General features: G+C 69.8%; 20 protein-coding genes. 10 read left to right on the forward strand and 10 right to left on the reverse strand.

Annotation, left to right across the window (positions count from 1 at the left end; all coding sequences use genetic code 11):
* Positions 1 to 13: 13 nt before the first annotated feature.
* Entirely contained in the window at positions 14 to 784 is a 771-nt protein-coding gene (locus tag ACIA5C_RS27790; RefSeq protein WP_396059598.1) for an isoprenyl transferase, read from the forward strand.
* Between the two features lie 128 nt (positions 785 to 912).
* Here the strand turns inward: ACIA5C_RS27790 and otsB are convergent, their stop codons facing one another.
* A complete protein-coding gene (gene otsB / locus ACIA5C_RS27795; protein WP_396059600.1) occupies positions 913 to 1,722 on the reverse strand; it encodes a trehalose-phosphatase in 810 nt (269 codons plus the stop codon).
* A 264-nt stretch (positions 1,723 to 1,986) separates the two neighbouring features.
* Here otsB and ACIA5C_RS27800 point away from each other — a divergent pair, with 264 nt between their 5' ends.
* The 4 genes from ACIA5C_RS27800 (at position 1,987) to ACIA5C_RS27815 (ending at position 5,937) form a co-directional block, all read left to right on the forward strand.
* The gene (locus ACIA5C_RS27800; RefSeq protein ID WP_396059602.1) at positions 1,987 to 3,387 is read left to right on the forward strand and encodes a PhoH family protein; all 1,401 of its coding nucleotides are present in this window, start codon (positions 1,987 to 1,989) and stop codon (positions 3,385 to 3,387) included.
* Positions 3,388 to 3,647: 260 nt separating this feature from the next.
* A complete protein-coding gene (locus ACIA5C_RS27805; protein WP_396059604.1) occupies positions 3,648 to 4,367 on the forward strand; it encodes a lytic transglycosylase domain-containing protein in 720 nt (239 codons plus the stop codon).
* Positions 4,368 to 4,440: 73 nt separating this feature from the next.
* A complete protein-coding gene (locus ACIA5C_RS27810) occupies positions 4,441 to 5,229 on the forward strand; it encodes a S1 family peptidase (RefSeq protein ID WP_396059606.1) in 789 nt (262 codons plus the stop codon).
* Positions 5,230 to 5,265: 36 nt separating this feature from the next.
* Positions 5,266 to 5,937 (forward strand): rhomboid family intramembrane serine protease, encoded by a 672-nt coding sequence (locus ACIA5C_RS27815; RefSeq protein WP_396059608.1) that lies wholly within the window; start codon positions 5,266 to 5,268, stop codon positions 5,935 to 5,937.
* A gap of 329 nt (positions 5,938 to 6,266) precedes the next feature.
* On the opposite strand, the gene glpX is transcribed toward ACIA5C_RS27815, so the two are convergent.
* Positions 6,267 to 7,310 carry a class II fructose-bisphosphatase gene (glpX, locus tag ACIA5C_RS27820; RefSeq protein ID WP_396059610.1) on the reverse strand — a complete coding sequence of 348 codons (1,044 nt, stop codon included), beginning with the start codon at positions 7,308 to 7,310 and terminating at the stop codon, positions 6,267 to 6,269.
* Between the two features lie 96 nt (positions 7,311 to 7,406).
* On the opposite strand from glpX, the gene ACIA5C_RS27825 reads away from it, so the two are divergent.
* Entirely contained in the window at positions 7,407 to 7,979 is a 573-nt protein-coding gene (locus tag ACIA5C_RS27825; protein WP_396059612.1) for a DUF4245 domain-containing protein, read from the forward strand.
* A 46-nt stretch (positions 7,980 to 8,025) separates the two neighbouring features.
* The gene (locus ACIA5C_RS27830; RefSeq protein WP_396059614.1) at positions 8,026 to 8,841 is read left to right on the forward strand and encodes a hypothetical protein; all 816 of its coding nucleotides are present in this window, start codon (positions 8,026 to 8,028) and stop codon (positions 8,839 to 8,841) included.
* A gap of 3 nt (positions 8,842 to 8,844) precedes the next feature.
* Here the strand turns inward: ACIA5C_RS27830 and ACIA5C_RS27835 are convergent, their stop codons facing one another.
* From ACIA5C_RS27835 to ACIA5C_RS27850, 4 genes are read right to left on the reverse strand one after another with little or no spacing between them, the layout of a single operon-like run.
* Positions 8,845 to 9,054 carry an exodeoxyribonuclease VII small subunit gene (locus ACIA5C_RS27835; RefSeq protein WP_396059616.1) on the reverse strand — a complete coding sequence of 70 codons (210 nt, stop codon included), beginning with the start codon at positions 9,052 to 9,054 and terminating at the stop codon, positions 8,845 to 8,847.
* Entirely contained in the window at positions 9,051 to 10,286 is a 1,236-nt protein-coding gene (gene xseA, locus ACIA5C_RS27840) for an exodeoxyribonuclease VII large subunit (RefSeq protein WP_396059618.1), read from the reverse strand. Before xseA ends, ACIA5C_RS27835 begins: the two co-directional genes overlap by 4 nt.
* 9 nt (positions 10,287 to 10,295) lie before the next feature.
* Positions 10,296 to 10,844, reverse strand: a complete 549-nt coding sequence (locus ACIA5C_RS27845; RefSeq protein WP_396059620.1) for a hypothetical protein — start codon at positions 10,842 to 10,844, stop codon at positions 10,296 to 10,298.
* A gap of 40 nt (positions 10,845 to 10,884) precedes the next feature.
* A complete protein-coding gene (locus tag ACIA5C_RS27850; RefSeq protein ID WP_396059622.1) occupies positions 10,885 to 11,376 on the reverse strand; it encodes a hypothetical protein in 492 nt (163 codons plus the stop codon).
* Between the two features lie 31 nt (positions 11,377 to 11,407).
* Here ACIA5C_RS27850 and ACIA5C_RS27855 point away from each other — a divergent pair, with 31 nt between their 5' ends.
* Positions 11,408 to 12,394, forward strand: a complete 987-nt coding sequence (locus tag ACIA5C_RS27855; protein WP_396059682.1) for a 4-hydroxy-3-methylbut-2-enyl diphosphate reductase — start codon at positions 11,408 to 11,410, stop codon at positions 12,392 to 12,394.
* Here ACIA5C_RS27855 and ACIA5C_RS27860 read toward each other — a convergent pair.
* Positions 12,391 to 13,527, reverse strand: a complete 1,137-nt coding sequence (locus ACIA5C_RS27860; RefSeq protein ID WP_396059624.1) for a DNA recombination protein RmuC — start codon at positions 13,525 to 13,527, stop codon at positions 12,391 to 12,393. The two genes, ACIA5C_RS27855 and ACIA5C_RS27860, sit on opposite strands and share 4 nt — an antisense overlap.
* A gap of 53 nt (positions 13,528 to 13,580) precedes the next feature.
* On the opposite strand from ACIA5C_RS27860, the gene ACIA5C_RS27865 reads away from it, so the two are divergent.
* Positions 13,581 to 14,393: a hypothetical protein gene (locus tag ACIA5C_RS27865; RefSeq protein WP_396059626.1), complete on the forward strand. Its 813-nt coding sequence runs from the start codon at positions 13,581 to 13,583 to the stop codon at positions 14,391 to 14,393.
* 110 nt (positions 14,394 to 14,503) lie between these two features.
* Here the strand turns inward: ACIA5C_RS27865 and ACIA5C_RS27870 are convergent, their stop codons facing one another.
* Positions 14,504 to 15,049: a hypothetical protein gene (locus tag ACIA5C_RS27870; RefSeq protein WP_396059628.1), complete on the reverse strand. Its 546-nt coding sequence runs from the start codon at positions 15,047 to 15,049 to the stop codon at positions 14,504 to 14,506.
* Positions 15,050 to 15,113: 64 nt separating this feature from the next.
* Entirely contained in the window at positions 15,114 to 17,627 is a 2,514-nt protein-coding gene (gene valS, locus ACIA5C_RS27875; RefSeq protein ID WP_396059630.1) for a valine--tRNA ligase, read from the reverse strand.
* Positions 17,628 to 17,728: 101 nt separating this feature from the next.
* On the opposite strand from valS, the gene ACIA5C_RS27880 reads away from it, so the two are divergent.
* Complete coding sequence (locus ACIA5C_RS27880; RefSeq protein WP_396059684.1) at positions 17,729 to 18,091, forward strand: YbhB/YbcL family Raf kinase inhibitor-like protein; 363 nt, start codon at positions 17,729 to 17,731, stop codon at positions 18,089 to 18,091.
* A gap of 115 nt (positions 18,092 to 18,206) precedes the next feature.
* On the opposite strand, the gene ACIA5C_RS27885 is transcribed toward ACIA5C_RS27880, so the two are convergent.
* Positions 18,207 to 18,533 carry a PIN domain-containing protein gene (locus ACIA5C_RS27885; RefSeq protein ID WP_396059632.1) on the reverse strand — a complete coding sequence of 109 codons (327 nt, stop codon included), beginning with the start codon at positions 18,531 to 18,533 and terminating at the stop codon, positions 18,207 to 18,209.
* Positions 18,534 to 18,778: the final 245 nt, after the last annotated feature.

The raw sequence follows: 18,778 nt of genomic DNA on the forward strand, positions 1-18,778 counted from the left end.
AGGGTTTGGGGCGATGACTGTGTGGTCCCTGATTTATTCGATTTACGAGCGTCGCCTGGCCGGCAAGCTGATCGGCAAACCCGTCCCGCAGCATGTCGGGATTATGTGCGACGGCAATCGTCGCTGGGCTCGGGAGATGGGCTTCGTCGACCCCAACGACGGCCACCGCGTCGGCGCGGCCCGGGTCAAGGAGCTGCTGACCTGGTGCGACCAGGCGGGCATCAAGCATGTCACGCTCTATCTGCTGGCGACCGACAACCTGCGGCGCCCGGCAGCCGAGCTCGACCCCCTGCTGCAGATCATCGAAGACCTGGCGACCGAGCTGGCCGAGGACGGCAACCCGTGGCGGCTACGCATGGTCGGCGCCCTTGACGTGCTGCCAGCCTCGACGGCGACGGCGCTCAAGGCGGCCCAGGAAAAGACGCGCGACCGCACGATCGGTGTCGAGGTCAACATGGCGGTCGGCTACGGCGGCCGGCGCGAGATCGCCGACGCGGTCCGTTCGCTACTGCACGAGCAGGCGGCGGCTGGGCGCACGATCGAGGAGATGGCCGAGATCCTCGACGTCGAACACATCGCCGAGCACCTTTACACGCGCGGCCAGCCCGACCCTGACCTGGTCATCCGCACCAGCGGCGAGCAGCGGCTGTCCGGCTTCCTGCTCTGGCAGTCGGCGCACTCCGAGTTCTACTTCCACGACGCCAACTGGCCCGACTTCCGCCGGGTCGACTTCCTCCGCGCGCTCCGCTCCTACGCGAACCGCCAGCGGCGCTACGGGGCTTGATCCAGGAGCTTCACTCCCGCTCCCTTTCCGTACGCGCGGAGCCGTCCCCGAAATCGACGGGCACGCGGGGAGGCCGTCGCCGAACGGGCGCGTGTCCTCGCGTACCGAAAGAAGCGTGAGCAATCCGCTCAGCGCATGACTTTCAGGCCGTCGGTGAGGAACTCGGCGACCGCCTCGGGCGAGTCGAGGGTGAGGTCGGCCGCGTTGGAGACCTCGGTCCCGGTCTCGGGGTTGGCCACCGCGACCGCCATGCCGAAGAAGGCCGGGTCGACCGCCTCCCGCGCCCGCAGCGCGTCGAACGCCTTGATGTCCGACATGTCATCCCCGAAGTACCAGGCGCAGGCGGCATCGCGCACGCCCTCGGTGATCACCATGCCCTTGTCCTGGTCGACCGGCGGCTTGAGCTCGACCACCATCCGGCCCGCCTGGATCTTCAGGCCCAGGCGTTCCGCCTGCTCGTGACCCCACTGCTCGACCTGGGCGGCCAGCTGCGGGGCCGTGCGGTAGTGCAGGGCCACCGAAAGGCGCTTGAACTCGACCAGAATCGCCGACGGCAGCTCGGCCCGTGCCCTTTCGGCCAGGTCTTCCATGGCCGGCACCCAGGGAAGCGCGGCCGGTTCGGTGACGACCTGGCCCTCGTGCCAGACCTCGAGGCCGTAGAGGCCGTAGAGGTCGACCCGTTCGAGCGACGCGAACCGCGACCGGAGGAAGCTGACCGGCCGGGCGGAGACGATCGCCACCCGCCGGACGGCCGCGGCCAACTGCTCGAGCACCCCGGGCACGGCCGCAGCCGGCTGGGAGGCGTCCGGGTCGTCGGTGACGGGCGACAGAACGCCGTCGAAGTCGAAGAAGAAGATGGTTTCGGGGGCCCGCTCGGCGGTGAACTCCCACGCCTGCGCGGTGCTCAGGGGATGTGTCGGGCGCGCGGTCTCTGCCACGACGTCAGATTACCCGCCGGACGTCCGGTTGCATGCCTAAGCGATTCGCGATGAGCCCAGGCTCACCCGGAACGCGGTACTACCGGGTTTGCTTGTTGACCGCTAGCGTTCATGACATGGCACGGGGTCATCCCGAGCCAACCGGCCGGCCCGGACCTGCGACAAGTGCGCCACGGGGCCCGCATCCCGACCCCGTGCATGCGAAGGGCGCCGGAGGTGGCGGACCGCGGGCGTTCCGGGTTGCACGCCCGCTGGAGCAGGCCTGTGACATCTCGCCGATCTGACGCCGTGGTCACGTCTTCTTCTGACCCGGCCGCCAAAGTATCCAGGGCTCGAAAAACTCGCGACCGGCACGCTGATGCGGAGCCGGCTCCTACAGGGCGGGTTTTCGTTCTGGACACCTCGGTCCTGCTGTCCGACCCGGCGGCGTTCCGCCGGTTCACCGACCACGAGGTGATCATTCCCCTCGTGGTGATCTCCGAGTTGGAGGGCAAACGCCACCATCCCGAGCTGGGCTGGTTCGCGCGGCAGGCGCTGCGCATGCTGGACGAGCTGCGGATCAAGTACGGCCGGCTCGACCAGCCCGTGCTGTGCAACGACGAGGGCGGCACGCTGCGGGTCGAGTTGAACCACGCCGACCAGAGCGTCCTGCCGCAGGGGTTCCGCAACGACTCCAACGACACCCGCATCCTCTCCGTGGCGCTCGGCATGGCCGCCGAGGGTCGCGACGTCACCCTGGTGAGCAAGGACATGCCGTTGCGGGTCAAGGCGGCGTCGGTGGGCCTCACCGCCGACGAATACCGCCACGGCCAGGCCAGTGACCCCACCTGGACCGGCATGTCCGACCTCAAGCTCGGCGAGGACCAGGTCGGCGCGTTGTACGCGGGCGAGGAACTTCAGGTCGAGGAGGCGGAAAACCTGCCCTGCCACACCGGTCTGGTGATCCACTCGTCGAAGGGTTCGGCCCTCGCCCGGGTCACCCCCGACAAGTCGGTGCGGCTGGTGCGCGGCGACCGGGAGGCGTTCGGCATCCGGGGCCGCTCGGCCGAGCAGCGGGTGGCGCTCGACCTGCTGCTGGACGAGTCGATCGGCATCGTCTCGCTGGGTGGCCGGGCGGGCACCGGCAAGTCGGCGCTGGCGTTGTGCGCGGGTCTCGAGGCGACGATGGAGCGCAGCCGCCACAAGAAGGTCATCGTCTTCCGTCCGCTTTACGCGGTCGGTGGCCAGGAACTCGGCTACCTGCCCGGCAGCGAGGCGGAGAAGATGTCGCCGTGGGCGCAGGCGGTGTTCGACACGCTCGGCGCGGTCGTCCACTCCAACGTGATGGACGAGGTGATGGCCCGCGGGATGCTCGAGGTGCTGCCGCTGACCCACATCCGGGGCCGGAGCCTGCACGACGCGTTCGTGATCGTCGATGAGGCCCAGTCGCTCGAACGCAACGTGCTGCTGACCGTGCTGTCCCGGATCGGCCAGGGTTCGCGGGTGGTGCTGACCCACGACGTGGCCCAGCGTGACAACCTGCGCGTCGGCCGGCACGACGGCGTGACGGCGGTGATCGAGGCGCTCAAGGGCCACCCGATCTTCGCCCACGTGACCCTGACCCGTTCGGAGCGGTCACCGATTGCTGAAGTGGTCACCGATCTTCTCGAGGAGGTACCTCTCTGAGGTGACCGACAGATGTGAAATTTGACCGGATTTACGCGTCAGTGACCCGTGAGCAATGTCACATAGGCGCGCCGTCGTTTCACATCGACTTCACGTTGCGCCATGGTGTCTGGCGAGCGCCTAACCGTGGTCATCAACGTCGAAGATCGACTTGAGGCCACCGCCTCGATCGAAACTGGTCGAGGTGGCGGCCCGTCGAGGTCGCGGTGCTCGCGGCACGCACCATCGCCGCGTCATTGCCCCCGACGAAGGGAAACTTCGTGAATCGGCTCTGGAGCCGGGTCGGAGTTCGAGCCACCTCGGTGGGCCTGCTGGCGGCAGGCCTGGCCGGAGGCATCTACCTCGGGCAGGACCGGGAAGTCCAGCAGCGGAGCGCCGAAGCCCAGGTCGCCGTGCAGGTCGATGTCGACGACATGCAGCTGCTGAAACAACGTCAAAGCGAGCACGCGGCCGCCCGCGCGTGGCAGCGCCAGGCCGAGGGTGACGCCGCCGAGAAGGCGGCCGCCGAGGCCAAGGACGCCGCCGGCAAGGCGCACAAGCTGGAGCAGCAGGCCATCGCCGCCAAGAAGGCGGCGGATGAGCAGAAAAAGAAGGAATCCTCGAAGTCGAGTTCGTCGAGCTCGTCGAGCGGCGGTCCGGTGGCCTACACCGGCGACGTCCCGAGCTCCTGCAACGAATACTCCGGCAGCCGCAAGACGGGCTGCGCGCTGATGCTCCAGGCGGGCTTCAAGATCGACCAGTTCCCGTGCCTCGACAAGCTGTGGAAGCGGGAGAGTGGCTGGAACTACAAGGCCAGCAACTCCGGCAGCGGGGCGTTCGGCATCCCGCAGGCCCTTCCGGGCAGCAAGATGGCGAAGTTCGGCGACGACTGGAAGTCCAACCCGGCGACCCAGATCAAGTGGGGGCTCGACTACATCGAGGGCCGGTACGACACGCCTTGTGGAGCCTGGGGACACTCCGAGGACACCGGCTGGTACTAAACCCGACGAAGCGGCACAAACGGGTCGCGCGGCAAATCGCCCGCGGCCCGTTTTGCTGTGATCCAATGACTGCATGGTCCGAATTGTCGCGTCGTTGCTGATGGCGGTCGTCTTCACTGCCGCACCGGCGAACGCCGACACCGGGCACGGTCCCACCCGCGCGGTCCAACCGATCACCGAGGTGGTGGGCGGGCAACTCGCGCCGACCGGCCGGTTCCCCTGGATGATCCGGCTCTCCATGGGCTGCGGCGGCGCGCTGGTCGCCCCGCGGGTCGTCCTCACCGCCGGGCACTGCGTCGACGGCACCGGCCCCGACACCGCCATCAAGGCCACCGCCGGCGTGACCGACCTCAAGTCGGCCCGGGCGCTCACCGCCAAGTCGGTACGCATCGTCCGGGCGGCCGGCTTCGTCGACGAGACCAAGGGCCGCGACTGGGCCCTCATCCAGCTCGACCGGAAGCTGCCGTTGCAGACCCTCCCACTGGTGCAGGGGCCCGGCGACGAGGGCGTCTTCACGGTCATGGGCTGGGGGCAGATCCGCGAGGACTCGGTGCGCCAGGAGCGGCGGCTGCACTTCGCGACCGTACCGACCGTGCCCGACGCCACCTGCGCCGACGAATACAAGAAGGCCGGCGTCAAACTGGTCGCCGCCGAGTCGATCTGCGCCGGCAAGACCGGGGTCGACACCTGCCAGGGTGACTCCGGCGGTCCGATGATCGGGCGTGACAACGCCGGCGAGTGGGTTCAGGTCGGCATCGTCAGCTGGGGGCTCGGCTGCGCCCGCGACGGCTATCCGGGGGTTTACACACAGATCTCCGCTTTCCGCGAGGCGATCGAGAAGGTGATTCACCAACTCGGTTGAATGGCATCCGTGGCGCCCGCCTGGAACCATCGAGATATGAGTTACCGGTTGAGCGACGCCCGAGCCGACGCGGAGGCCAAGTTCGGCACCGAGGCGTTCTACGCCTCGCTGGGCCGGGCGTTCGTGACCATGTGCGCCGTGATCCCGGTGCTCTTCCTCATCGAGGCGATCGACGTCAGCATCGGTGCCGGCCGGCTCGACGCGGCCGGCGGCATCATCCCGCACCACATCGACGGGCTCGACGGCATCCTGTTCAGCCCGTTCCTGCACGCCGGCTGGGCCCACCTCTACGGCAACGCTGTGCCACTCATCCTGGTCGGCACGTTCGCGCTGGCCGGCGGCACGATCCGGTTCATCTGGTCGACCTTCGTGATCATGCTGGTGAGCGGCATCGGCGTCTGGTTCGTCGGCAAACCCGACACGGTCGTGGTCGGCGCCAGCGGCGTCATCTTCGGCTACCTGGGCCTGCTGCTGGCGCGCGGCCTGGTCGAGCGCAGCTGGTGGAACATCGGGGTGGCCGGGTTCATCGGCCTCCTCTACTGGTACCAGGTCTACAACATCCTGCCGACCGACCAGCCGATCTCGTGGCAGGGCCACCTGCTCGGCCTCGCCGGCGGCATCCTCGCGGCGATCCTCTTCCGCCGCCGGCGCCCCAAGCCCCAGCCGTCCCTGCTCAACCCGACGACGACCACCCTCACCGACATCTGACCCGGCCGGGCGTTGTCGTCCGCGTCACAGGGCGGACGGGATTGTCCGGCACCGGCCGCCGGTTGCAGGAAGAGCCGGTGTTGCCCAGTGTCCCAGGGCCTCACCCATTGCCCTCGCGGAATACCGTTCGGCTGGAGCCGCGTCGCGCCACTCGCCTTCCGGCGACCTGCGACACCGGCCTTTGCTTCGGCAGCCCGGCGCTACAGCGCCGGGCTGCCGTGTTTTTTCCAAGCGGTCGTCACGGCGTACGGACGTGACCACGCGGCGCATCCCCGGGTGACGCAGCGACGTAAGCGACTGCCGCGCTCCCGGGCCCACGCTGATCGAGGTCAGATGATCGGTTCGCCGTCGCCCAAGGGGACCGTCGGCAGGTGGCCGTCGAAGTCGACCGCCGAATAGAGCGCCAGCTTTTCCAAGCGGTGGTAGGAGTCGATGACCCGGATCGTGCCGCTCTTGGAGCGCATCACGATCGACTGCGTGTGTGCGCCACCCGAGCGGTAGCGGACCCCCTTGAGCAGGTCGCCCGTGGTGACGCCGGTGGCGACGAAGAAGCAGTTGTCGCCGGTGACCAGGTCGTCGGTGGTCAGCACCCGGTCGAGGTCGTGGCCGCCCGCCAGGGCCTTCTCGCGCTCCGACTCGTCGCGGGGCCACAGCTTGGCCTGGATCATGCCGCCCAGGCACTTGAGCGCGCACGCCGCGGTGATGCCCTCGGGCGTGCCGCCGATGCCCATCAGCACGTCCACGTCGGACTCGGCGCGGGCGGCCGAGATGGCGCCGGCGATGTCGCCGTCCGAGATGAACTTGATGTTGGCGCCGGCCTGCCGTACCTCTTCGATAAGCGCGGCGTGCCGGGGGCGGTCGAGGATGCAGACCGTGACGTCGGAGACGCTGGACCGCTTCGCCCGGGCGATGCGGCGCAGGTTTTCCGTCGTGCCGGCGTTGATGTCGATGGCGTCGGCGCAGTCCGGGCCGACCGCGATCTTCTCCATGTAGAAGACGGCGCTCGGGTCGAACATCGCGCCCCGTTCGGCGACCGCGAGCACCGCGATCGCGCCGGGCATGCCCTTGCTCATCAGCGTGGTGCCGTCGATCGGGTCGACCGCCACGTCGACCTCGGGGCCGGTGCCGTCGCCCACCTGCTCTCCGTTGAAGAGCATGGGCGCCTCGTCCTTCTCGCCCTCGCCGATCACCACGGTGCCGCGCATCTGGATCGAGTTGATCAGCTTGCGCATGGCGTCGACGGCGGCGCCGTCACCGCCGTTCTTGTCGCCCCGGCCGACCCAGCGGCCGGCCGCCATCGCGGCCGCCTCGGTGACGCGGACCAGGTCGAGGGCGATGTTGCGGTCGAGATCCTGCGGGACCCGAGCGGGCATGGTGCCTCCTCGCGACGTTGCGGGGTGTGTGCACCGATCCTCACATGCGCGGACGGGCAAAGTCGCCCCTCAGCGACATGGTTAACAATGGAGTACGTGGAACCAGCAGCGCCGCCCACCGAAGAGACACCCGCCGAAGAAGCCCCGATCCGCCTGTCGAAGCGGGAGGGCCGCTCCCCGCGTGACATGGTGCTGTCGCTGGCGGTCCTGGTCGTGCCGATCGCACTGCTGCTGATCTTCTATCGGGTGGTGCTCAGCGGCGACGCCCCGGTCACCGTCGACCCGATGCCCAAGTTCCAGGAGGCGCAGCTGGCCAAGGCGTTCCCGGTTGCCGTTCCGGCCGGGCTCGGCGACGACTGGTCGGTGTCCAGCGCCACCTTCACCCGGCAGTCCGGCGGTGCCACCCTGCGGATCGGCTACGTCGACCCCCACAAGTCGCCGGTTCAGCTGGTCGAGAGCAGTGTCGCGTCGTCCACGTTGCTGCCGGCCGAGCTGACCGCCAAGGCCAAGCCGCTGACCGAATTCCGGGCGGCCAACGGGGTGTGGCGGCTCTACACCGGCCGGCCGGGAGAGCAGGCGCTGGTGCTCGCCGACGCCTCCCGCACGATCATCGTGGTGGGCAGGACCGACGTATCGAACCTGGAGCATCTGGCCTCATCCCTCGGGTAGAGGCGAGGTTAGAGGAAGGTTAGAAGGTCGTCTAAGCTCCGGCGCCATGAAGAACCTTCGGGGGCCGGTTCTCGCGGCCACCCTCACCCTTCCGTTGGCGGTCTTCGGGTGCGCCCAGAAAGACGCCACCAAAGACCAGCCGGCCGACCCCAGGGCCGCGCTGGCCGCTTCGACCTCGGGCCTGACCACAGGCGACTACGCCTTCACCGAGGCGATGCCCGACGCGCAGCTCAAGGGCGTCGTCCACCTGCCCAGCAAGAGCGCCACCGTCTCGGTCGACAGCCACGCGGCCGACGGCGCGGGCAAGTTCGAGCTCCTGCAGGTCGAGCCCGACCGGTGGGTGCGGATGTCGCTCGACCTCGACTCGATGCTGCAGGGCGCCGACCCGAACGACCCGGCGATCAAGCCGCTCATCGACGGCCTCAAGATGTTCGACGGTAAGACCTGGATGCACCTCGACATGACGAAGGTCAAGAACGTCCAGGACCTCAACCTCGACATGTCCCACCCGGACGTGACCGGTGCGGGCCAGCTGTTGTCGGGGGTGGTCACCGCCCAGGGCGACGCACACGACATCACCGGCACGCTCGACGCCACCAAGGCGGGCGACGACCTCGACGGCTTCGGCTCCGACGACATCAAGGCGATGGGCGCGGCCGCGAAGGCGCTGCCCTTCACCGCGAAGCTCGACGATCAGGGCCGGCTCAGCCACCTGGAGCTCACCGTGCCCAAGGCGGGGCAGACCCCGGCCGGCAAGTGGACGGTCGACGTGACCGGCTATGGCGCGCAGCAGCCGCTGACCAAGCCGACCGGCACCGTCAAGGAGATGCCGTCCAGCGGTTACGAGATGCTGAACAGCTGAGACTCAGTCGTCCGCGTCCGCACGCGCTGCCCGGGCGGCGTCGATGCGGGCGCGGGCGCCGTCCAGCCAGCGCTGGCAGACGTCGGCCAGCTTCTCGCCGCGCTCCCACAGGGCCAGCGACTCCTCGAGGGAACTGCCGCCCTGCTCCAAGCGCTCGACCACGCCGGCCAGCTCGGTGCGGGCCTGCTCGTAACTCAGCTTGTCGTCGCTCATTCGCTCTCCCGTACCACTGCTCGCAGCTCGCCCTCGGCGAGCCGCACCCTGAGAAGGTCGTCGACGGCGGCCTCGGAGGCCGCCCGCACCACGTGCCCGTCGTCGCGCTGGACGATCGCGTAGCCGCGCTGAAGCGTCGCGGCCGGAGACAACGCCCGCAGCCGGGCCACCGTGTGCCGCAACTCGTCGTCGGCCCGCCGCACGCGCTGGTCGAGGCTGCGCACCGCCCGGTCGCGGAGCGCGGTCACGTCGGCCGCGCGCTGGTCGACCAGCAGCTCGGGCCGGGCCAGCGAGGGCCGTGACCGCCAGGCGTCGAGGCGGTGCTGCTCGCGGTCGAGCAGCGTGCGCACGCCGCGGTCGAGCCGGCGGCGGGCGGTCTCGATCAGCTGCCGCTCCTCGGCCAGGTCGGGCACGATGCGCTTGGCCGCGTCGGTCGGCGTCGAGGCGCGCAGGTCGGCGACGTAGTCGAGGAGCGGGGTGTCGGTCTCGTGACCGATCGCGCTGACCACCGGGGTGCGAGCGGCGAAGACCGCTCGGCACAGCGCCTCGTCGGAGAAGGGCAGCAGATCTTCGACGCTGCCACCGCCCCGGGCGATCACGATCACGTCGATCGTATCGTCGTGATCGAGAACCTTGAGCGCGTCGATGATCTGCGGGACCGCGGTCGGGCCCTGGACGGGCACGTTGAGCACGCGGAACTCGACGGCCGGCCAGCGGCGGCGGGTGTTCATCAGCACGTCCCGCTCGGCCGCGCTCGCCCGGCCGGTGATCAGCCCGATCTTGTGCGGCAGGAACGGCAGGCGACGCTTGCGCTCGCGGGCGAACAGGCCCTCGGCGCCGAGCATGCGCTTCAGCTTTTCCAGCCGGGCCAGCAGCTCACCCAGGCCGACCTGGCGGATCTCGTCGGCGCGCAGGCTCAGGGTGCCCCGGGCCGGATAGAACTCGGTCTTGGCGTGCAACGTGACCCGGGCGCCCTCGGCCAGCTCGGGTGCGCCCGCGTCGAGCACGTCGCGATGGGCGGTGACGGTGAGGCTGAGATCGGCCGCGGGGTCGCGCAGGGTCAGGAACACCACGGTCGAGCCGGGCCGGCGGCTGATCTGGGCGACCTGCCCGTCGACCCAGACCCAGCCCAGCTTGGCGATCCAGGCGCCGATCTTTTGACTGACCACGCGCACGGGCCACGGGTCGTCGCTGGTGCTCGCCGGCGATTTGTCCCCAGAAGGCTCACTCACCCGGCCAGCCTACGGAAGCCCTCCGACACTTTCGTCGTCCGCCCGTTCGGGCTGCTGGTGGGCCGGCGGCTCGACGGCCCGGTCCTCGGCGTGGGTCGAGTGGGCGACCGGCGGCCGGCGGTGCGGCCGGAACGTGCCGGCGAGGATCCGGAGCAGCAGCCACACCAGGAACCAGAAGGTCAGGGCGGCGAAGGTGTGCGCGGGGGCGAAGTGCGCCGGCTGGCCGTGGTTCCAGCCGAGCAGGGTGAGCGGATAGCCGTGCCGCACGTCGAGACCGCGCATGCAGCAGGCGGACCCGGTCGTCGGGAGAGCGGTGACGACGGTGGTGACGATCGCCGTCGCCGCGATTACGCCGTACTCGAAAGGTCTGAGGGGTTTGGGCAGTTTGCCGAGACCGAGCAGAACCACTCCGCCGGCCAGCAACACGAGGTGGAAGGCCAGGTAGGGGATGGTTGCGGCGCCCATGAACAGGTCGAGGACGGCGACCCCGACGCAGGCCCAGGCGCAGAGCAGGCGGGCCCCGATCACGAGGGTGGTGCGCAGGTCACCGTCGCCCATGGCCCGAGTATTGCGGCTCCGGCCGCCGAAAAACGGCAAATCAGCGGGCTTGCGCCCGCTGCGACCTCCGGACCTGCACGGCGATCACGATCAGCACCAGACCGACGTACGCGAAGAAGAGCAGCGTCCCGGCGAGCGAGACCAGGTCGACGTGCCAGTCCGCGCCCTCGGTCAGCCGCCGCGCGGTCTCGGCGTCGTCGGCGATCGCCCCGCGCTGCGCCCAGTGGAACGGCCAGCCGCGGTCGGCGATGTACGCGTAACCGGTCCAGGTGGCCCGCCCGCCGGCCAGCCCGGCCACCGTGCCGATCACGGCGGCCAGCGTCATCACGGTCGCGGTGGCCCGGCGCGGCAGCCGGATGCGATGCGGCATGAGCAGGATCACGCCGCCCGCCACCAGCACGCATCCGACCAGGGCGTCGACGATCGCGCTCGGGTTGCTGAGGTTGATCAGCATCCAGGTGAAGCCGGCCACCAGCGAGCCGGCGCCGAGCAGCCAGCGCAGGGCGTTGCCGACGGGGCGCAAGCGGGTCATCGGAAGAGTATGGCCGACCCTCGATCAAAGAATCGCTCAGTACCATTGCCGGGTGACCGAGACTCGTAAGCGCGTGTTGCTGGCCAAGCCGCGGGGCTATTGCGCGGGCGTCGACCGTGCGGTCCAGACGGTTGAGGAGGCGTTGAAGCTCTACGGCGCCCCGGTCTATGTGCGCAAGCAGATCGTGCACAACAAACACGTGGTCGACACGCTCGAAAGCCAGGGCGCGATCTTCGTCGAAGAAAACGAGGAGGTCCCCGAGGGCTCGACCGTCGTCTTCTCGGCCCACGGTGTGGCGCCTGAGGTGCACGAGCAGGCCCGCGCGCGCAACCTCAAGGCGATCGACGCGACCTGCCCGCTGGTGACCAAGGTCCACCACGAGGCGAAGCGGTTCGCCGCCGACGACTACGACATCCTGCTCATCGGCCACGAGGGCCACGAAGAGGTCGTCGGCACCTCCGGCGAGGCCCCGGCGCACATCCAGCTGGTCGACGGGCCCGACTCGGTCGACAAGGTGGTCGTGCGCGACCCGTCCAAGGTCGTCTGGCTGTCGCAGACCACGCTCTCGGTCGACGAGACCATGGAGACGGTGGCCCGGCTCAAGACCCGGCTGCCGCTGCTGCAGTCGCCGCCCAGCGACGACATCTGCTACGCCACGCAAAACCGGCAGCACGTGGTCAAGGAGATCGCGCCCGACTGTGACGTGGTGATCGTCGTCGGCTCGACCAACTCGTCCAACTCGGTGCGGCTGGTCGAGGTCGCCCTCGAGGCGGGTGCCCGGGCCGGGCACCTGATCGACTACGCCACCGAGATCCAGGACTCGTGGCTGGAGGGCGCCACCACGATCGGCGTCTCGTCCGGTGCCAGCGTGCCGGAAGACCTGGTCATGGAGGTTCTCGGCCATCTGGCGTCGCGGGGCTTCGGCGAGGTGACCGAATACACGACGACCGAGGAGCGGCTCACCTTCTCGCTGCCCAAGGAGCTGCGGCGCGACATGAAGGCGGCCGCGGCCGGCTAGCTCAGCAGTTCCGGAGCCTGCGGCTGCCGGGGAGCCACCTCGATCTGGGCGGGCACCTCCAGCGAAGCGTCCGAGACACCCATTTCCGCGAGCTTGCGGGCGGAGACCAGGACGCGCGACTCCAGCGAGCCGACCGCCTTGTTGTACGCGGTGACCGCACCCTGCAACGACCCGCCCAGCTTGCCCACGTGATCGCCGAGCGTGGCCAGTCGGCCGTACAGCTCGCGGGCCAGCCCGTGCACCGCGACCGCGTTGCGGGCCAGCGCCTCCTGCCGCCACGAATAGGCGACCGTCCGCAGCATCGCGATCAGCGTCGCCGGCGTGGCCAGCACCACGTCGCGGCGGAACGCGTGCTCCATCAGCCCCGGATCGCGTTGCAGGGCGGCGTCGAGGAACGGGTCGGCGGGCACGAACAGCACCACGAAGTCGGGCGTCGAGTCGAACGCCGTCCAGTACGCCTTGGCCGCCAGCTGGTCGACGTGCCGCCGCAGGTGCCCGGCGTGCTGGTCGAGGGCGGCGTCGCGGGTGCGCTCGTCGCGGGCCTCCATCGCGGCCAGGTAGGCCTCGAACGGTGCCTTGGCATCGACGACCACGGTCCGGCCGCCGTGCAGGCGCACCACGAGGTCGGGGCGTACGCCCTGCTCGTCGGTGCTGGCCGTGACCTGCTCGGCGAAGTCGCAGTGCTCGAGCAGCCCGGCCGCCTCGACGATGCGCCGCAGCTGATGCTCGCCCCACCGGCCCCGCACCTGGGGCGCTCGCAGGGCCGCCACCAGCTGTTTCGTCTCGGTGCGGAGCTCGCCCGAGACGGCGCCCATGGCCCGCACCTGCTCGCGCAGTTCGGCGTACGCGTCGACGCGCTCGTGCTCCAGCTCGGCGACCCGCTGCTCGTACCGGCGCAGCGTCTCGTGCAGCGGGGCGACCGCGCGGGCCACCGCCTCCTGCGACTGGGCGGTCGCCTCGTACGACAGCGAGCGCAACGACTGCTCCAGCCGTCCCTCGCCGTCCCGCTGGGCTTTGACGGTCGCCTCGAGCCGGGCAATGTCGGTCGCCGCGCGCACCCGCGCCGCCAGCCAGCCCAGGGCGGCGCCGACCAGCAGACAGAGAAACACGACAGCGAGCGTCGAAACAGTCACACCACGACATTGCCAGACGAGCCGACGAAGACTTGCTTAGGTACCGTTGGAACATGAGCGTGTTGCTGATCTTGGCCATCATCATCGTGGTCGTTCTGGTGATCGCCGTGACCCGTCGTAACGGGGCCGGCAACCAGCAGGTGCAGCTGGACGACGCCCGCGCCGACGCCCAGAGGTGGTACGAGCGGCTCGGAGGCCAGCTCACCACCCTGCACGGCGACGACACGGCGGCCCGGCAGGCCCTGGCCGATGCGAGTGAGCGTTACAACGCGGCCGGCGGCCAGCTTCAGCAGGCCAAGTCGGTGCGCCAGTTCGAGCTGGCCCGCGAGTCGGCGCTGGAGGGCCTCAACTATGTGCGGGCGGCCCGCGTGGCGATGGGGCTCGACCCCGGCCCCGACCTGCCGCCGCTGGCCAGCGCGCGGGGCGCCGGGCGGCTCACCCAGGAGCGTGAGGTGACCGTGCAGGGCCAGGAGTTCCGCGCCGGCCCGCGTCCCGGTCCGACCACGCCCTACTACTACCCGGGCGGCATGGTTCAGGGTCGTTCGGTCCCGCAGGGGTGGTACTCGCAGCCCCTCTGGAAGACGGCGCTGGCGTCGGGCGCGGGTGCGCTCGGCGGTCTGCTGATCTTCGACGCGCTGTTCGACGGTGGCGGGTTCGGCGGTGGGTTCGGCGGTGGCGGCTTCGACAGCGGCTTCGCCGACGGCTACCAGGACGGTTACCAGGACGGCCAGGGCTCCGACGGCGGCGCCAACGACTTCGGCGGCTTCGACAACGGCGACTCCGGCGACGGCGGCGGTTTCGACGGCGGCGGTTTCGACGGCGGGGGCGACTTCGGGGGCGGCGACTTCGGCGGAGGCGACTTCTAGCCGGGCTGCGTCGGAAGCCGAGCTGTTTCGGGAGCCGGGCTGCGTCGGGAGCCGGGCTGCGTCGGGAGCCGGGCTGTTTCGGGAGCCGGGCTGTTTCGAAGCGTCGTGTTTCAGCCGGCCGGGTGGAGACGGCGGGCCAGTTCCCGCCGCAGCTTCCTCGGCCCCGGCCACAACTCGCTCAGGTCGGCCATGAAGGCCTCCCCGTTGTCGGTGACCTCCATGGCCGGCCAGCCCGGCCCTTCACCCTGCACCGGATGCACCCGATCCAGCTCGACCGGGGTGACGTCGAGCACGGTCCGCAGGCCCACCCGCCGCACCACCACGCTCTCGATGTCGGCCCAGGCGAGCAGAATCGGATCGCTGCCCTGGGCGGCCAGTTCGAGCCCGGCCGCCGACACGCGCACCCAGGTGTTGAGCGCCGCCCGAGCCGACCAGGCGTAGGCGGCGGCCACGACCGCGCCGATCACAACCGCCTGCATCACCGTCGAGCCGCCGGAGTCGCCGCTGCCGCGCACGATCAGCGCGACCAGCGGCGAAACCGCCAGGTAGGACACCAACAGGATCACGAAGACGGCGAGGAACGTCCGCAACGGCGACGACCGGAACAGCACCGCGTCCCGGGCCGGCGCCTTGACCTGGTCGGGCGCAATGGACATGCCCTCATGCTGCACTTTTCGTAGCGGCCGCTCCCGCCGAATGCCGGAAGCGGCCGCCGAACCCTCAGAACGCGCTGGCGATCACCAGCTCCGAGGTGCGGCCGGGAAGCCGGTCAAGCTTGCCGATCCGCCCGGCCGACTTCACGTCACCCTCGACCAGGGCCAGCTTCTCGAGAACCTCGGCCGGGCCGAGAGCCTCGGCCAGCGGGACCTCGGCCTTCATCGACAACTTGCGGTCGGATTTCGCCTTGCGCACCTGGCGGAGCGCCTCGCCGGCGAGACCCAGCAGGTCCGGGTCACCCTCCGGGGCGACCCGGGTCAGCTCGTACGGCGTGGGCCAGGTCGACCGGTGCACCGAACCGTAGCGCCACCACGACCAGACCTCTTCCGTCGCGTACGGCAGGAAGGGCGCGAACAACCGCAAGAGGACCGACAGGCCGGCGGCCAACGCGGCCTTCGCCGATTCGGCGGCCGGCCCCTCGGAATAGGCCCGTTCTTTGATCAACTCGATGTAGTCGTCGCAGAAGGTCCAGAAGAACGCCTCGGTCGCCTGCAGGGCGTCGGTGTGGTTATAGGCGTCGAACGCCGCCGTCGCCTCACTGACCACGCCCGCCAGCCGGGCCAGCATCGCCCGGTCGAGCGGCTCGGTGACCGGCTGCCGCAGCGCCGCCGCCGCGCCCAGCCCGAGCGCGAACTTCGACGCGTTGAGCAGCTTGGTCGCCAGCCGCCGCCCGACCTTGATCTGCGCCGGGTCGTACGCGATGTCGGTGCCCGGCCGGCCGCACGCCGCCCAGTAGCGCACCGCGTCGGCGCCGCTCTGCTCGAGCAGCGCCATCGGCGTGACCACGTTGCCCTTGGCCTTCGACATCTTCTTGCGGTCGGGGTCGAGGATCCAGCCCGACTGCACCGTGGTGTGCCAGGGCAGCACGCCGAACTCCAGTTCGGCGCGGAGGACGGTCGAGAACAACCAGGTTCGGATGATCTCCTGACCCTGTGGTCGCAGATCCATCGGGAAAACTCGCTGGAAGAGGTCCCCGTCGGCCGCGATCTGGGGTGTCAGCGACGACGTGGCCCAGGTGTCCATGACGTCGGGGTCGGCCGTGAAGCCGCCCGGGACGTCCCGCTGAGACTCCTCGAGCCCGGGCGGGCACTCCGACAACGGGTCCACCGGCAAGGCGGAGATGTCCGGTATGAGAAGCTGGTCGTAGTCCGGTTCGCCAGCGTTGTCGAGCCGGTACCAGATCGGGATCTGCACGCCCGAGAACCGCTGCCGGCTGATCAGCCAGTCGCCGGTCAGGCCGTTCACCCAGTGCTCGTAGCGGTGCCGCATGTGGTCCGGGACCCAGCGCAGCTCGCGGCCCCGGGCCAGCAGCCTTTCCCGCAGGTCGGTGTCGCGGCCGCCGTTGCGGATGAACCACTGCCGGCTGGTGACGATCTCGAGCGGCTGATCGCCCTTCTCGTAGAACTTGACCGGGTGGGTGATCGGCCTCGGCTCCCCGAGCAGGTCGCCGGTCTCCTGCAGGATGCGCGCGATCTCGCGCCGGGCCGCGTTGACGGTCAGCCCGGCGAACTGGTCGTACGCCGCCTCGGGGACGCCGTCCGGCCGGTCGGGCAGGAAGCGGCCGTCCCGTCCGAGGACCACCCGGGTGTCGAGGTCGAGGTCGCGCCACCAGCTGACGTCGGTGACGTCGCCGAACGTGCAGACCATCGCGATGCCGGTGCCCTTGTCGGGGGCGGCCAGGTGATGCTCGTACACCGGAACCGTGACGTCGAAGAACGGCGTGCGGACCTCTTTGAGGCCGGAGTATCGCTCGTCGCCCGGGTGATAGACCAGGGCGACGCAGGCCGGCAGCAGCTCGGGCCGGGTCGTGTCGACCTCGACCGGGCCGTCCGGCCCGTGGAACCGCAGCTTGTAGTACGCGCCGGGGCGTTCCCGATCCTCCAGCTCGGCCTGAGCGACCGCGGTGCGGAAACCGACATCCCACAGCGTCGGGGCCTCGGCCGTGTAGGCCTCACCCCGCGCCAGGTTGTCGAGGAACGCCCGCTGCGAGATCGCCCGCGCCCGGTCACCGATCGTCGCGTACTTCAGCGACCAGTCGACCGACAGCCCGAGCCGGCGCCACAGTGCCTCGAACGCCTCCTCGTCCTCGGCCATCAGCTTGCGGCACAGCTCGATGAAGCTTTGCCGCGAGATCTTTCCGGTGGCTTTCGCGGGCTCCAGTGCAGGGTCGTAGGGCAGGGACGGATCGGGGTGGACGCCGTAGACGTTCTGAACCCGGCGCTCGGTCGGTAGCCCGTTGTCGTCCCAGCCGATCGGATAGAAGACGTGCTTGCCGCGCATGCGCTGGAACCGCGCGACCGTGTCGGTATGGGTGTACGAGAAGACGTGCCCCATGTGCAGCTCGCCCGATACGGTCGGCGGAGGTGTGTCGATCGCGTAGACGTCCGCCCGCTCCTTCGAACGGTCGAACGTGTACGTGCCCTCCTCCTGCCAGCGGCGCGCCCACTTCTCCTCGAGCCCGTCCAGGGACGGCCGCTCGGGGAGACCGGCGCGCGCGGTCATCTCCGTATCAGTCATGCGGCCGATGTTATTTCAGTGGTCGGCCACCCGTCGCATGAGTTTGGCCGCCTGTGGAAGGACCGCCCGCTCATCCTCGCTGAGCTAGCCACTCCCCGGCCCTGACCTGGACCGGCGTCCCCGCCGGCACCCAGCAACTGCTGTTCATCCTCGAGGACGTCGACGTCCCGCTCCGCCGCCCCGGCCTGCACACGATCGCGCTGCTCGACCCGGCCCTCACGTCGCTGGCCGAGGGCGAGATGAAGGCGGGCCCCTCGATCCGCTTCCTCCCGGCCCAGCGCGGCCGCCAGGGCTACTTCGGGCCGCGGCCCCTGCCGGGCCACGGCGTCCATCGCTACGGCTTCCAGCTGTACGCGCTGGACCGCGCCCTCCCCGACCCCCTGACCGGCCTCGACGACGTCCTGCAGGCGGCCGACGGTCACGTCCTGGCCGGCGGCTTCCTCGAGGGCACCAAGAAGGGCTGACCGCGTGCTATCGACGGGATGCTCGTTCTCCGATGCATTCCCGGTGGGTCCGGCTCGGCCGGCTGGTCACCGCCCTGCAGCGTGCTCGCCGCCGCCGAGCAACCCGCGGTCCCGATTACAGTCCGATTACCCGAACTCGTTGCCCGCACAGCTTGGCCATGTCGTCGACATCGGATGTCAGAACCACTACCGGTCCCGGCAGTCGCAGCGCCACCTCGGCAACCATGGCGTCGATGGCGTACTTGTGACCATGCAGCTTCGCCTCCCTCAGGAGGCCGGCGCTGCGGCGGGCACTTTCCTTGGTCACCGGCTCCACCCGAATCCGGGACAAGAGCCAGTTCAGTCGTGCGATGTCCACGCCGCCGTACGAGACCTCGATGATTGCGGCGGCCGACATGGCGAGATCGGCCCCGTCACGCTCTGCCTGCTCCAGGAGCCGCATCACCTTGCGGATGCCCGTAGTTCATGCCTACGAACTCGACGGACCGACCCGGACGTACGCACCGACCGGAATCCATCGCCACGAGCTGCGCAGCTCTACGCCCTTCACGATCCAACTCGATCTCGATGGGTTGGTTCCCGGCCGCAAGAGCTAGTACTGCAACGGCACATGCGTATCGGTTGGCTTCTGGTCGCGTTGACTGTTCGTGACTTACGTTGATGTCGAGTCGTGGCAGGCCGAGCTGG

It is taken from the genome of Actinoplanes sp. NPDC051343 (assembly GCF_044455125.1).
Taxonomy (GTDB): domain Bacteria; phylum Actinomycetota; class Actinomycetes; order Mycobacteriales; family Micromonosporaceae; genus Actinoplanes.

Bases quoted from the DNA above. Each gene is read 5' to 3' on its own strand.
- ACIA5C_RS27790 (WP_396059598.1), top strand. From the start codon at position 14: ATGACTGTGTGGTCCCTGATTTATTCGATTTACGAGCGTCGCCTGGCC.
- ACIA5C_RS27810 (WP_396059606.1), top strand. From the start codon at position 4,441: ATGGTCCGAATTGTCGCGTCGTTGCTGATGGCGGTCGTCTTCACTGCC.
- ACIA5C_RS27815 (WP_396059608.1), top strand. From the start codon at position 5,266: ATGAGTTACCGGTTGAGCGACGCCCGAGCCGACGCGGAGGCCAAGTTC.
- glpX (WP_396059610.1), bottom strand. From the start codon at position 7,310: ATGCCCGCTCGGGTCCCGCAGGATCTCGACCGCAACATCGCCCTCGAC.
- ACIA5C_RS27830 (WP_396059614.1), top strand. From the start codon at position 8,026: ATGAAGAACCTTCGGGGGCCGGTTCTCGCGGCCACCCTCACCCTTCCG.
- ACIA5C_RS27835 (WP_396059616.1), bottom strand. From the start codon at position 9,054: ATGAGCGACGACAAGCTGAGTTACGAGCAGGCCCGCACCGAGCTGGCC.
- ACIA5C_RS27845 (WP_396059620.1), bottom strand. From the start codon at position 10,844: ATGGGCGACGGTGACCTGCGCACCACCCTCGTGATCGGGGCCCGCCTG.
- ACIA5C_RS27850 (WP_396059622.1), bottom strand. From the start codon at position 11,376: ATGACCCGCTTGCGCCCCGTCGGCAACGCCCTGCGCTGGCTGCTCGGC.
- ACIA5C_RS27865 (WP_396059626.1), top strand. From the start codon at position 13,581: ATGAGCGTGTTGCTGATCTTGGCCATCATCATCGTGGTCGTTCTGGTG.
- ACIA5C_RS27870 (WP_396059628.1), bottom strand. From the start codon at position 15,049: ATGTCCATTGCGCCCGACCAGGTCAAGGCGCCGGCCCGGGACGCGGTG.
- valS (WP_396059630.1), bottom strand. From the start codon at position 17,627: ATGACTGATACGGAGATGACCGCGCGCGCCGGTCTCCCCGAGCGGCCG.
- ACIA5C_RS27885 (WP_396059632.1), bottom strand. From the start codon at position 18,533: ATGCGGCTCCTGGAGCAGGCAGAGCGTGACGGGGCCGATCTCGCCATG.